The organism is Phocicoccus pinnipedialis, from assembly GCF_903994035.1.
GTDB classification, from domain to species: Bacteria; Bacillota; Bacilli; order Staphylococcales; family Salinicoccaceae; genus Phocicoccus; species Phocicoccus pinnipedialis.
Genome location: NZ_CAJEWB010000007.1, coordinates 33,654 through 47,789 on the forward strand (window position 1 = coordinate 33,654; position 14,136 = coordinate 47,789).

Annotated in this window: 15 protein-coding genes; 11 read left to right on the top strand and 4 right to left on the bottom strand. The window is 35.6% G+C overall.

Annotated features, from left to right (window positions below):
* Window positions 1-6 precede the first annotated feature (6 nt).
* Window positions 7-1,740 carry an ABC transporter ATP-binding protein gene (locus H9D55_RS03760; protein WP_235963102.1) on the bottom strand — a complete coding sequence of 578 codons (1,734 nt, stop codon included), beginning with the start codon at window positions 1,738-1,740 and terminating at the stop codon, window positions 7-9.
* Between the two features lie 119 nt (window positions 1,741-1,859).
* On the opposite strand from H9D55_RS03760, the gene H9D55_RS03765 reads away from it, so the two are divergent.
* Window positions 1,860-2,921 (top strand): D-alanine--D-alanine ligase family protein, encoded by a 1,062-nt coding sequence (locus H9D55_RS03765; protein WP_186076988.1) that lies wholly within the window; start codon window positions 1,860-1,862, stop codon window positions 2,919-2,921.
* 96 nt (window positions 2,922-3,017) lie between these two features.
* Window positions 3,018-4,244: a peptidase T gene (gene pepT, locus H9D55_RS03770; protein ID WP_186076990.1), complete on the top strand. Its 1,227-nt coding sequence runs from the start codon at window positions 3,018-3,020 to the stop codon at window positions 4,242-4,244.
* 151 nt (window positions 4,245-4,395) lie between these two features.
* On the opposite strand, the gene H9D55_RS03775 is transcribed toward pepT, so the two are convergent.
* Window positions 4,396-5,877 (bottom strand): MDR family MFS transporter, encoded by a 1,482-nt coding sequence (locus H9D55_RS03775; protein WP_186076992.1) that lies wholly within the window; start codon window positions 5,875-5,877, stop codon window positions 4,396-4,398.
* A 51-nt stretch (window positions 5,878-5,928) separates the two neighbouring features.
* A complete protein-coding gene (locus H9D55_RS03780) occupies window positions 5,929-6,105 on the bottom strand; it encodes a hypothetical protein (protein ID WP_186076994.1) in 177 nt (58 codons plus the stop codon).
* A 112-nt stretch (window positions 6,106-6,217) separates the two neighbouring features.
* Here H9D55_RS03780 and H9D55_RS03785 point away from each other — a divergent pair, with 112 nt between their 5' ends.
* Complete coding sequence (locus tag H9D55_RS03785; protein WP_186076996.1) at window positions 6,218-7,009, top strand: class I SAM-dependent methyltransferase; 792 nt, start codon at window positions 6,218-6,220, stop codon at window positions 7,007-7,009.
* Window positions 7,010-7,394: 385 nt separating this feature from the next.
* A complete protein-coding gene (locus tag H9D55_RS08205) occupies window positions 7,395-7,529 on the top strand; it encodes a hypothetical protein (RefSeq protein WP_268884000.1) in 135 nt (44 codons plus the stop codon).
* Between the two features lie 75 nt (window positions 7,530-7,604).
* On the opposite strand, the gene H9D55_RS03790 is transcribed toward H9D55_RS08205, so the two are convergent.
* On the bottom strand, window positions 7,605-7,997 hold the full coding sequence (locus H9D55_RS03790; protein ID WP_186076998.1) for a VOC family protein: 393 nt from the start codon (window positions 7,995-7,997) through the stop codon (window positions 7,605-7,607).
* 188 nt (window positions 7,998-8,185) lie between these two features.
* Between H9D55_RS03790 and H9D55_RS03795 the strand changes: the two genes are divergently transcribed.
* From H9D55_RS03795 to nagB, 7 genes are all read left to right on the top strand, one after another.
* Window positions 8,186-9,013: a YitT family protein gene (locus H9D55_RS03795; protein ID WP_235963104.1), complete on the top strand. Its 828-nt coding sequence runs from the start codon at window positions 8,186-8,188 to the stop codon at window positions 9,011-9,013.
* Window positions 9,014-9,070: 57 nt separating this feature from the next.
* On the top strand, window positions 9,071-9,739 hold the full coding sequence (locus H9D55_RS03800; protein ID WP_208454722.1) for a 5-oxoprolinase subunit B family protein: 669 nt from the start codon (window positions 9,071-9,073) through the stop codon (window positions 9,737-9,739).
* Entirely contained in the window at window positions 9,723-10,634 is a 912-nt protein-coding gene (locus H9D55_RS03805; protein WP_186077002.1) for a 5-oxoprolinase subunit C family protein, read from the top strand. The genes H9D55_RS03800 and H9D55_RS03805 overlap by 17 nt, the downstream gene beginning before the upstream one ends.
* A 49-nt stretch (window positions 10,635-10,683) precedes the next feature.
* Complete coding sequence (locus H9D55_RS03810) at window positions 10,684-11,445, top strand: 5-oxoprolinase subunit PxpA (protein WP_186077004.1); 762 nt, start codon at window positions 10,684-10,686, stop codon at window positions 11,443-11,445.
* Between the two features lies 1 nt (window position 11,446).
* Window positions 11,447-12,661 (top strand): NRAMP family divalent metal transporter, encoded by a 1,215-nt coding sequence (locus H9D55_RS03815; protein WP_186077006.1) that lies wholly within the window; start codon window positions 11,447-11,449, stop codon window positions 12,659-12,661.
* A gap of 71 nt (window positions 12,662-12,732) precedes the next feature.
* Entirely contained in the window at window positions 12,733-13,332 is a 600-nt protein-coding gene (locus H9D55_RS03820; protein ID WP_245202405.1) for a pyroglutamyl-peptidase I family protein, read from the top strand.
* A 19-nt stretch (window positions 13,333-13,351) separates the two neighbouring features.
* On the top strand, window positions 13,352-14,080 hold the full coding sequence (gene nagB / locus H9D55_RS03825) for a glucosamine-6-phosphate deaminase (protein WP_186077008.1): 729 nt from the start codon (window positions 13,352-13,354) through the stop codon (window positions 14,078-14,080).
* Window positions 14,081-14,136 lie beyond the last annotated feature (56 nt).

A 14,136-nucleotide genomic window follows, 5' to 3' on the forward strand; every position in this document is an offset into this window, starting at 1 on the left:
CCTTCTTTACAATGTATTGAATTGTGCATCATGTAGTGCACGGTATATACCTTCTGAGTTTTTAAGTAATGCTTCATGTGTACCTGTTTCTGCGATTCCGTTTTTAGTAACAACCATAATTTTGTCCGCATTTTTAATCGTAGCTAGTCTGTGCGCTATTATTAATGTAGTACGTCCTACAGATAATCTGTTTAATGCATTTTGAATATGAAGTTCTGTTTCAGAGTCTAGAGCACTCGTCGCTTCATCTAAAATAAGTATTGGTGGGTTCTTTAAGAACATACGAGCAATAGAAATACGTTGTTTTTGTCCACCAGAGAGTTTTACTCCACGTTCACCGACCACCGTGTCGAGCCCATCTGGATAAGTGTCTACGAGTTCTTTAAGTTGTGCTTTTTCTAATGCATCATAGATTTCTTCATCCGTAGCATCGAGCTTACCGTAAGCAACATTATCTCTCAAAGTACCTGTAAATAAGAATACATCTTGTTGAACAGTTCCGATATGCTCTCTTAATGATTTAAGTTGTAAATCACGAATGTCAATCCCGTCAATTGTAATCTGCCCTTTTTGAACATCATAAAATCTAGGAAGTAGGGCAGATAGTGTTGTTTTACCTGCACCTGATGGTCCAACGAATGCAACTGTTTCACCTGGTTTTATCTTTAATGAAATATTGTTTAGCACTATAGAACGGTCGTATCCGAATGAAACATTTCTGTATTCAATCTCACCTTTGATATTTTCTAAAACAATGGGGTTTTCTTTTTCCTGAATATCTGGTTCGATTTTCATGATTTCTCTAAAGTGGTTAAAACCAGCAATACCATTCGGGTAAAGCTCTATTACTGCGTTGATTTTTTCTAAAGGTTTAAAAAGAATGTTCGACATTAAAATGAATGCGGCAAACTCACCGTATGTGATTTTACCGTTCATAACGAAGTAGGCACCAGCAATTAGGATAAACACAGTAACGAATCTCATGAGCATGTATGTACTTGAAACGTTGAAAGACATGATTTTATATGCTTTTAATTTCGTACGTCTAAACGCATCGTTTAGCTTTTTAAAAGCATCAATTTCTTTGTCTTCATTCGCGAATGCTTGTACTAATCGAATTCCACCTATTTTATCTTCGATTAAATGATTAAAGTCAGATACGCGACTGAATAACTCTCTAAAAGTTACGGTCATCTTCTTGTTGAAATAAATTGCAATAACTAAGATAAGTGGAACGATTATGAATGAAATAATTGCAAGCTGTGGATTGATCCAGAACATGATTCCGAATGCACCTAAGAGCGTCATAATAGCAATGAATAAATCTTCTGGTCCGTGGTGGGCCATTTCACCGATATTCATAAGGTCGTTTGTAAGCCGTGTTAGGAGTTTACCTGTCTTAGTGTTGTCAAAGTAACTATAAGATAGTTTCTGTATATGACTAAAGAGATCATTTCTAATATCTCTTTCAATATTTGTACCAAGCATGTGCCCCCAATAAGTCACAACAAACTGCATAAATGTATTTAATATATATACAAAAAGTAAGCCTAGACTTGCCAGAATGATCCATTTCCAATTTCCTGTAGGGAGTAAACCATCAATAAAATAACTGACGATTACGGGGAATAGAAGCTCTAATAATCCAACAAATACTGCTGATGCAAAGTCAATCGTGAATAGCAGTTTATATGGACGATAATAAGAGAAAAACTGTTTCAAAAGTAACCATCCCTTCAAATAAAGTTATGTAAAATTATACCACAGTACTAAGAGGTTATATTCATACGAACGATGGATAACAGTGATATCGATGTGATAATATATAACTAACTTTATAATTAATGAGGGAAATATAAATGAGTAAAATAACAGTAGGTTTAATATATGGTGGAAAATCCACTGAATACGAGGTATCTTTACGCAGTGCGAAAAGCGTATTAGATGAGATCGATAAAGACAAATACAACATTCGTTTAATTCACGTACTTAAAGACGGTACTTGGAGAACAACGACTGAATTAAGTGAAATTGACTTAGAAAATTCAGATGCTGAAACACTTTACATCGTTCCTGGGAACCAATTTAAAACTGATAAGGGTCCTGTTTCAATTGACGTGATGCTACCTGTGTTACACGGAACTTATGGTGAAGATGGAAACGTTCAAGGTGCATTTAACAGCGCAGGAGTTGCATTTGTTGGTTGTAATACGCGTTCAAGTGCAATTGCGATGGATAAAGATATCACTAAGCGATTACTCACACTCGCAGGGATTGATGTTGCAAGAGGCATTGTATTAAATGATTATGAGTGTGATACATGCTCATTTACAGATGCGAGTGAAAAATTAGGTACACCAATGTTCATTAAGCCAGCAAACCAAGGATCTTCTGTTGGTGTATTTAAAGTAGTCGATGAAAAAGAATACAATCATGCCTTAAGCGAAGCATTCAAATTCGATACTAAAGTCTTAATTGAAGAAGCAATCGTAGGTCGTGAAATCGAAGTATCTGTTTTAGGAAATGAAGAGTTATTTATTTCTGTTCCTGGAGAAATCGTATCTAACGTTGATTTTTATGACTATGAATCAAAATATCTAACAGACGATGGTGCGACACTTATGATTCCAGCAGAAATTACTGAGGATGAAAAGATAAAAATTCAAGACGTTGCATACCGCACGTTTAAGACACTCGACTGCGAAGGGTTCTCACGTGTTGACGTATTCTTAACAGAAACGGGTCAAGTACTTGTAAACGAAATTAATACATTACCGGGATTCACTTCAATTTCTATGTATCCTAAACTTATCGAAGTTTCTGGAATCTCATATCGTGAACTATTAGATGAACTAATCCACCTCGCTTTAAATCGTCATGAAAAAGAAGTTGCACTTATGACAAACAATCCATTATTTTAACAATCACACCTGTACATTGAAAATACACACTTCAATATACAGGTGTTTTTCTTATGGTAAAATAAAGTTAATTATAAAAAAGGGGATAGTTAAGTTATGAAAGAAAAACTTATTGAAAGACTCACAAGATATACAACGATTGATACTCAATCTGATGCATCTAGTACGTCTGTACCTTCAACACAGAAACAGTTTGATCTTCTAAATGTTTTAAAAGAAGAGCTCCAAAAGATTGGTTTAGAAGACATTATTTTAGACGACAATGGTTACCTGTTCGCAACTTTAAGAGGTCAAAATAAAGATGCGAAAACAGTTGGATTCCTAGCACACGTTGACACAGCTACTGACTTCACAGGTACAAATGTAAAACCACAAGTTGTTGAATACCGAGGTGGAGATATTCTTTTAAATAAAGCACTAGGTGTCTCTATTACAGAATCACAATTCCCAGCTTTAAAAAATTACGTTGGACATACTCTTATGACAACAGACGGTACCACTCTTCTTGGTGCGGACAACAAAGCAGGTATCGCAGAAATTATCACAGCTGTTGAACACTTAAAGAATAATCCAGCTGACAATATAGGAGACGTAAGAATTGCTTTCACACCAGACGAAGAAATTGGGCGTGGACCGCATAATTTTGATGTTGAAAAATTTGGAGCAGACTTTGCATATACTGTAGACGGGGGCCCAGTCGGAGAGCTTCAATATGAAAGCTTTAACGCTGCAGGGGTAAAAGTCACTGTTCATGGAACGAACGTTCACCCAGGTACTGCAAAAGACGTTATGGTGAATTCAGGACGTATTGCTGCTGAGTTTATCTTACAGTTTGATGAGAAAGACACACCTGAGCATACGAAAGGATATGAAGGGTTCTTCCACTTATTAGAAATCAACGGTACGACAGAAAAGACAGTTTTAGAATACATTATCAGAGACCATGACAAAGAAAAATTTAAAGTACGTAAGCAACAGATGGTGGATGCTGTTAAAGCATTACAAGATAAACACACGAAAGCTAAAATTGAGCTCGAAATGGAAGACCAGTACTACAACATGAAAGACAAGATCGAACCACATATGGAAATCATTGAATATGCTAAAAAAGCAATGGAGTCATTAGATATTGCTCCGATCATTGAGCCAATTAGAGGAGGTACAGACGGATCACAACTTTCATATATGGGACTTCCGACGCCAAACATATTTACAGGAGGAGAAAACTTCCATGGTAAATACGAATTCGCATCAATAGACGACATGGAAAAATCAGTGAAAACAATTATCGAAATCATAAAACGAGTAGGTGAAGATAGCTAAATATATAGAGTGACTATAAAGTATAACCCATAAAAAAACACGCTATTCATAGAGGAATAGCGTGTTTTTTAAGTTTTAAATAAAATTTATTTTCTTCTCAATTCATTCTAACAGAAAACATGCAACTGGTTGCTACATCTCTTTATAAATATTATTCTTTTCGTTTAATTTTATGTGATTCACCGATAGGTCTAACGGCTGTAAGCCCCTCATCCATCTTCTCAGACGAGTATGCTGGTTTTAAAAAGAGTGATGTGATTAGTCCAATTGCCATAAATATGGATCCTATAAAGAAACTTAAGTTAATACCGTCAAGCATCGCTTGATTTGTTTCTAATATTGTAGGGTTCGCAACTCCTCTTAGTCTAAAGTTCATATAGCCTTGCATTACTGAGATTAAAACTGCAATACCAACTGCTCCTGATACTTGGTTCATCATACTATTTAAAGATGATCCATCTGGCGTCAATTCTCTTGGTAAGTCATTCATACCGTTTGTCATGACTGGTGTGTTCACCATCGTCATCCCAAGTGCACGAATCATATACAGCGTGAGTAGGTAACTAAAACTTGTGTCAAATGTCAGTCTACTGAACATATACGTTGTGACAGTTGCAAGGAGCAACCCACTGATCGCAAGCCATTTAGGTCCTATCTTGTCGAATAATTTACCAGATACTGGAGATAGGAATCCCATGATTAAAGCACCTGGTAACAATAATAGTCCAGTCTCAAGCGGACTTCTACCTTGAATCTCCTGTAAGAATACTGGTACGAGAATCATACCAGCAAATAGTCCCATGTTTGAAGCAGAACTGATAATCGCACCAAGTGTATACATCTTGTGTTTATACACTCGGAAGTTCAACATCGGCATTTGTAGCTTCATTTGTCTCATTATATATAGGTAAACTAAGATTAGACCAATAATGATTGGTGCAAGTGTAACTACTGAAAGTAATTTATGATCACCTGCAGAAACTAATCCGTATAGTAACAATCCGAATCCGAGTGTCGAAAGAATCACGGATTGAATATCCAGTACCGCGTTGCGCGTGTGTTTTATCTCAGGTAGTAATTTATATCCAACGACAAGAATGATAGATATGATTGGTAACATCATTATAAATAGCATATGCCATGAATATGATTGAACAATGAAACCTGAAAGTGTTGGACCAATTGCTGGCGCGAAGAACATCACTAGACTGAACAGCCCCATTGCTGTACCACGTTTCTCAGGTGGGAAGCTACGTATCATTGTATTCATAAGTAGTGGCATAAGTATACTTGACCCAGCTGCTTGTGTCATACGACCGATAATCAGCATAGGGAAATTAAGTGAAAAACCTGCAATTGTAGCACCTAATAAGAATAAGCTCATTGCAGATAAGAATATTTGCCTAGCGCTAAATTTATTCATTAGATATGCTGTCGTTGGGATTACAATTCCAGCCACAAGCATGTATGATGTAGATACCCATTGCACAGTACCAGTAGATACACCAAATTCATTTTTAATGGCAGGCAACGCGACATTTAAGAAAGTATTAGAAAGAAAAGCAATAAAAGCACCAGTGATTAATATCGCTATCAATCGATAATCTGGTTTGTTAGTTGTAGTTTTTGACAAAAAGACGCCTCCAATTCAAAATGATAATATATTGAACATTAATATGAACAGTTAATCTAAATATTTATTGTCAATTAGGGTATAGATATAAAAGCCGGCAACAGCTCCAATCACAATAGCAAGCGAAATATTTCTTGAACCGAGTGATGGAATAACTAAATCAAGTATAAAATGTGAAATTAAAATCATTACAGCGATTGATATAAATACAGTAAGCAATTTTGTCATTCTGTCTCCCCCTTTACTCAAATTAACAACATATAGTATGATACACCGTATTAAGGGTAGAAAACAATAAATAAGTTCGATAACCGAAATATAATTATGAAAGAGGGTTACTATGGATAATTTACATAAATTTGAATATGAATTCTATGAAAACAGAAATGATATACCGGACGAGTTTTTAGAGGAGTTAAAGATTAGAGGCGTTGATTTAAAAGGCAAGAAGGTTCTTGATTTAGGTGCAGGACCGGGATTTTTAAGTGCAATGATGGCTGACGAAGGGGCAATTGTCGATGCAGTCGAACCTTCAGAAACATTTATTAAACTGGGAGAAGAATATACAGAAGGTAAAAATGTAACGTTCATTCAAGGTGTTGCAGAAACAATTCCTTTAAAAGAAAAGAAGTATGATATAGTGATCGCACTTCGAGCATGGCAATACTTCGATAGCGGAAAAGCGATAAAAGAAGTTGTACGTCTATTAAAACCAAATGGTTTTCTCGTTATTTCTGACATCGGATTTAGAGTAAACAATAAGATGATGAAAGAAACAATGAAAATTATTAAGGAATCAGCTAAAGGTGAAAAATTAGATCCAGCTGGTTCAAAAAAGTATTCTATTCAAATGATCAATGGTTTCCCCGTAGAGTGGTTCAGCGAACTTAAGTTTGAGAAATTCGACTTAAGAGAGTTGTTTAAGAAAGATTACAGACTTAAGTTTACAGACGAAGCATGGACAAAGCGTATCGAAACATCATCTTGGTTGTCACGACATAGTGATAAACGCAAACAAGAGGTAGTTGAGCATCTTACAGAAATGCTTAAAGACATTGATAAAGACAAAAAACACAAAGTGCCACATGTACTTTCTACAATGATTCTAAAGAACAAAAATAAAGAAAAATAACACGTAAGCGCAAAGACATTTGCGCTTATTTTTTTATGCAACTTTTAAGATAACGATTACATTTAAGGTGAAATTTCATAGTATTTTTACACGTAAGGTTCTAATTCTTATCAGAAAAATCATAAAAACTCAAAGAAAACGTTATCTTAAGAATTATTATACACTTTTATGCATGTAAAGGATTGTTTAAAATATTTTCGTAATTATATTTTATTAATTTTTATATATTATTAAAATAACTGAATTTTTTAAAGAGATGAACTTTGAGAAAAAGCAATCAAAAACATTGAAAAACGTTGATATATAAGGTATTATAATAAGTGTTAAGAGCCGCATGGGTATATACGAATAATGAAATAAAAATTTATTTATAGGGGGAAAAAAGTTGTATACTACATCAATTATTCCAGTAGAACAACGCATCAAAGAATTCAAAGAGGTAGCGATGAACAACACTAGACTAAAAGAGAACAAAGATAGTCGTAAGAATCGTTCATTCATCTCTAAATTAGTCGGCTAATCCGTATTTTTATGAGTTTTTAAGTGTGAAAAAGATAAAGACGTCCATTCCTTAAAGTAGGAAGGGCGTCTTTTTTTAATTTAAATTGAGCTGCCATGAGAATCCAAAAGGATCGCTAACCCATGCAAACTGTTTACTAAAACCATAATCATCTAGTGGCATCAAAATGGCACCTTTAGATTTAATCTTGTTATAGTATCTAGTTAGATCATCTGTCGATTCACATTCAACAAAGAGACTTGTAGATGGTGTGAATGAAAAGTTGTGAGAGATAGAAGAATCAGATATCATGATATTTTGTTCTCCGATTCTGATTAAGCCTTGCATGATCTTACCTTCCCAACCCTTCGATTCTGGACCAAATTTATTTAAGAAAATAACTTCTACATCATCGAATACAGACTGATAGAACATAATTGCTTCCTCAGCACGTCCTTCGAACATGAGAAAGGGTGTGATTGATTTCATAAATTTAACCTCCATATTAATTATGTAGTCCTAGTATATCAGACGCTTAAACAAATCTTGAATATTGAATAATCGCAACATTTCTTATAAAATTAAATTATTGTGCGAAAGGAGAGAGAGAGATGGACGAAAAGAAGAAAAAGAAATTTAGGGAGTTTGAAAAGAAGAAACTTCCTATTTCACGCAAGATGACGGTGCAGACTCTCATAAACTTAGTTGTAATCACTATCGGGTCATTTCTGTTTGCCATCGGCGTAAATACATTCATGATTGGTGGAGGCCTTGCTGAAGGTGGGGTTATTGGTCTATCAATCATCATGTATTATGCATTTGGTTACTCTCCAGCACTTACGAACTTCCTTATTAACATGTTATTGCTCGCTGTCGGATTTAAGTTCTTATCGAAGCGAGCAATGATTTATACACTGTTCACAGTTCCAATGAACTCTCTCATGATCTGGCTCACTGAAACGTGGATATTTAAGACAGATCAAATCATCATCAATATGGTATTCGGTGGTCTGTTAATTGGGCTAGGTATTGGTTTAATCTTTAGAGTAGGGTCAACAACAGCAGGAACAACTATCTTAGCCCGTATTGCGAACAAATACTTAGACGTAAACGTTTCATACGCATTGTTATTCTTTGATCTGATCGTTATTACAATCGGTTTAACTGTAATGGATTTAGAACGAATTCTATTAACAGTAATTGCTTTATACATCGCGACTAAAGTGATGGACTTCATTATTGAGGGCATGAATCCGAAGAAGGCGGTCACAATCATATCAAAACGCCCAGAAGTACTAGCGAAGCTGATAACCGTTGATATTGAACGCGGTGTGACGATATTAAAGGGTAAAGGATATTACACACAAGAAAATAAAGAAGTGCTTTATGTTGTGATCAATAAGAACCAACTATCTCGTTTAAAACGACTGATTAAGAACAATGACGAAGAAGCGTTTGTAATTGTCCACGACGTGAACGATGTCTTAGGTAACTTCTTAATATAACTACTAAAGATGAGATTATTAAATCTCATCTTTTTTTACATAAAGGACGAAGTAGGTATGATTATAAAAGAAATTTCAGAAGATAGACTAGTGATTTTTCAAGATAAACACACATATACTGATAGACAACATGAAGTGCTGATATCTTTGATGTATAAAATTGAGGATAGCAAACTACCATTATTGAATGTAAACGTTTCTTATAACAGCGTGACGGTACAATGGGATATCTTTAAGGTAGATGTTGAAACGGTAAAGAAAAATCTTCTTACTATATGCGAAAGCTTAGAGGACCTAGACATTAAAGTTACGAAGAAAAATATCATTGAAATACCCGTCTGTTATGATCCGGAATTTGGAATTGATCAAGATAAATTTGCCGTCTCATTAGAAGAACTCATTAATCGTCATACGGAACCAGAATATCGTGTGTATATGATTGGTTTCCTACCAGGCTTCATGTATCTCGGTGGTCTAGATGAAAAATTGCATATGAAAAGACTTGTGATTCCACGTAAAAAAATTGATAAGGGGAGCGTTGGCATTGCCGGTGGACAGACAGGTGTCTATCCGCAAATCGCACCAGGTGGGTGGAATATCATAGGTAAGACACCATTAGAAATGGTAAAAGAGGGTATTCCTATCGTAAATCCTGGAGATTATGTGAAATTTTACTCTATTTCAAAAGATGAGTATTGGAGGCTATATAATGATAAGGATAATTAAGCCGGGAATGTATTCATCTATTCAAGATTCGGGTCGGAGTGGTACAGAGAGATACGGGCAGAGCGAATCTGGAGCAATGAATTATCGTGCAATGATGCTATCGAATAAGATGCTTGATAACCCTCTGAACAATCCTGTGATTGAAATGACAGTTGTAGGACCAGAATTTGAAGTACTTGATAATATTACTATCGCGGTGTTTGGGACAGAGAAAATAACACTAAATGGTTCGGTTATTACGACAAAGTCTTATATCAAACTTTCTAAAGGAGATCATGTGAAAGTTGGAAGGTTGCTCGATGCGAGAGGGTATATGGCTTTTCGCGGGAAGATAATATCAGATGAAGCATTTGGTAGTCAGTCGACACATAGTCAGTTAAGTAGTATTAAAGCTTTGAAGGCCGGAGACATTATTGAAGTGGACATAGTCAATGAACCACGCTTAGCAAAAAAGAAAATGTCTAAGTATCCAACTGTTAAAACCTATAAAGGAAAGCCAGTGATACGAGTGATACTAGGTGAAGATACAGATCATATACACAATCTAAATGTATTTTTTAAAGAGCCGTATACAATAAAATCAGATTCCAATCGTATGGCAATAAAACTGATGGGCAAAAGTATTCAAGCGGATAACTACGATATTGTTAGCGACGCTACGAGACTTGGACTCATACAAGTAACAAAAGATGGTAACCCAATGATACTCATGAATGATCGTCAAACAACTGGTGGTTATTTAAGATTAGGGACTGTCGCAAAAATTGATTTACCCGTACTCGTTGACCAGCGACTAGAGGGTAATGTTTATTTCGAGGAAGTCACAATTGAAGAAGCAAGAAGTCTCTTTATGGAAGAGATGGAGCGTATTGAGGGGTCGTATTATTTACCGTAGGGGCCCTAGTTTTGATAAGCTATAACTATGTTTAAGTGGAGGAAATAGTATGAAAACTATTGATATTAATGCAGATTTAGGTGAAAGTTTTGGTGCCTACACTATAGGCAATGACGAGAAGTTATTACCGCTCGTCACAAGCGCGAATGTCGCGTGTGGATTTCATGCCTCTGATCCTGAAACTTTGATACATACAATTGACTTAGTAAAACAGAATAATGTAGCACTAGGTGCACATCCAGGGTATAGAGATTTAGAAGGCTTTGGTAGGCGTGACATGTCTTTATCCTATAAAGAGGTGTATTCACTCGTAAAATACCAACTCGCAGCTGTAGATGGACTATCTAAAAGCGTAGGTGTAAAGATGAAGTACGTGAAGCCACACGGCGCACTGTATAATAAATCAGAAGTCTGTGAAGAAACGAGACGAGCGATTATAGATAGTATATACGACTATAACGCGTCTCTTTACGTCATGGGTATGTCGATGGGGAAACTCGTGGGTTGTGCAGCTGAAAAAGGCTTACAGGTCATCAATGAAGTATTCTTAGACCGTGCGTACAACGATAATAGAACGTTAGTCTCTAGAAGTATCGAAGGTGCGATGATCACGGACCCTATGGTTGCATCGGAGCGTATTATAGAGATGATTGAAGCAGGAGTTGTCAAAACAATCACTGGTAAGAAAATCCCGATTCAAGTCGACAGCATTTGCGTTCACGGAGACACAGATGGTGCAGTTCAATTTTTAAAGGATATATTTAATGAGTTAAAGAATAAAAATTATCAATTTCAAAGTGCGGTGAGTTGAGATGTTTAAAGAGTTTAATTTACTAGATAGTAAACAGAAGAGAAAGCTTATTGGTGCAATTTTCATTATGATGACTGCATCGATTACACCTGCATTTTTAATTACTACAGCTGACTTAACAAATGAATTAAAAACAACATTTGCGTTTGTAATCCTTGTGACGCTAATCATTGAACTTGGGTTCCAGATGAACTTGTGGCGGGTCGTTTCAGTGAGTGGAAAACCAATCCATTATTTAATAAACACTATCGTCCCTCGGCTTGGACAGGTTATTTCATTTTTGGTAATTCTTGGAGGTTTAGCGTTTAATATCATTGCGATCATCGGTATGGGTGTTGGGTTTAATTTAGCGTTTGGTTTAGACGTTAAACTTGGAGCAACGATTGGTGTGTTACTTGCTATTTTGATATTCATATTTAAAGCAGGGCGTGATAACCTTGACTTAATAGCTCCAATACTAGGTGTTGTAATTATTTTTATTACTGCATTTACATATTTTTTTGTATTTAATAAGGTGCCATATGATGAGATATTTGTACGCACAATTATGCCAGCAGACTTAGGCTCAACAATCGTTCCTATAGCAATGGTTTTGGCAGGAACGATTGGTGGGTACATCTCACTCTCAGGTGCACACCGACTTATTGACGGTAAGATTACTGGTGCGAAGTATCGTCATGTGGTCACGAGTGCATCGAACTTAAGTGTGATACTAACGAGTTTAGTGCGTGTGTTTATCTTTTTAATTGTAATTGGTTTAATTGCATCGAATACGATTTTGTTCACGGATAGTGTGTTAGAGAACTCATTCATGGAGATCTACGGGAGTTTTGGAAATTTAGCACTTGGAATTCTATATATTATTGCGGCAATCACATCCATTTCAGCAACGACTTATACAGCTGGAACAATGATCAAGAGCTATAATATCGCGCTTAAAAAACACCTAAATATCGTGCTTGTTATGTACATTCTAACGGCTTGGCTCATTAATTTAATAGTAGCAGAGCCGACAATTTTAGTATTGTTCTCATTCGCATTAAATGGAATTTTAATTCCAGTAATTTTAGGTGGAATTTTGCACGCAACAAGGCGTAAAGATATAGTAGGCAATTACAAGCATCCATTATGGATGTCAGCATTTGGGGTCGTTGCCTTAATATTCACATTCATTTCAGCGTTCTATATGATTTATGAACTACGTGTATTATTTTAAAAGTTAGATTAGAAATTAATTTACATCGAGACGACGCTGTATTATACTTAATCAATACTTTAGGAGTGAACATGTTGAAAACATTATTACTAACCGGCTACGAGCCGTTTTTAAAGTTTGAAACGAACCCGACTGAAAGTGCAGTAAAAAGCTTAAATGGCACTTCAATTGGTGAATACAAAATCGTATCTAGGGTTTATCCTGTGTCGTTTAAAAGCATCGCGTGTTTAATAAAGAAAGATATTGATGAAGTAAAGCCAGATGCGATTGTACATCTCGGACTTGCTGGAAACATTCATAGCGTACATCTAGAACGTATCGCAATCAACTGCATTGATGGTCGTCCAGATAACGAAGGTTTTCATCCAAATGGTGAAAAAATCAGTGAAGATGGACCGGATGCTATATTTTCATCACTCCCATTAAAACGTTTAGAAAAAGTACTTTTAGAGAATAATATACCAGTGACTATTTCAAACTCGGCAGGAACGTATTTATGTAACAACCTGATGTATTGTTCGTTGTATTATTTAAAAGAAAAAAATTTAAATATACCGAGCGGTTTCGTCCATGTGCCAGCCAATATGGAAATTTCGATAGCGAATAAAATTCCAGGCTGGCCTCAAAATTACATTAACGTTGCCGTTACAAAAATAATAGAGAATTTATAAATTCACTGGAGGAATTTTAATGACAAAGTTTACAGAAATTAAAGCAAGCACTTACGAGGAAATGAGCAGAGAAGCTGCAAAAATTATCTTCAACGATCTAAAATCAAAAAAAGATACGGTACTAGGTCTTGCAACTGGTTCAACACCAGAAGGTATGTACGATGCATTATCAAATATGATTAACGATGTGGATTTAGATTTAAGTGAAGTCACTACGTTTAATCTAGACGAGTATGTTGGTCTTGATGAAGATAATGATCAAAGTTACCACTACTTCATGGAGAAAAACTTATTCTCAAAAATTGATGTACCTAAAGAAAACATTCATATCTTAAATGGTGTTGCAGATGACATTGATGAAGAAGTTAAAGAATACGAGGCTTTAATCGATGAAAAAGGTATTGATATTCAAGTACTTGGTATTGGTCGTAATGGACACATCGCGTTCAACGAACCAGGAACTTCATTCGAGTCATTAACACAACGCGTAAAATTAACAGATGAAACAATTGAAGACAACGCGCGCTTCTTCGAAAAGAAAGAAGATGTACCAACAGAAGCATTATCTATGGGGCTCGCAACAATCATGAAAGCTAAAAAAATTATTTTACTAATTTCAGGATCTAACAAACAAGAAGCAAGAAATTTATTTGTAAGTGGGGAAGTATCAGAAGATTTACCAGTCTCAATCTTACACAATCATCCAAATGTGATTCTGTTAACAGATTCGGAAGCACGTGGAGAATAATTTTAAATAATACACTTCCTAAAGGGAGTGTATTTTTTTTATAAAATACATACTCA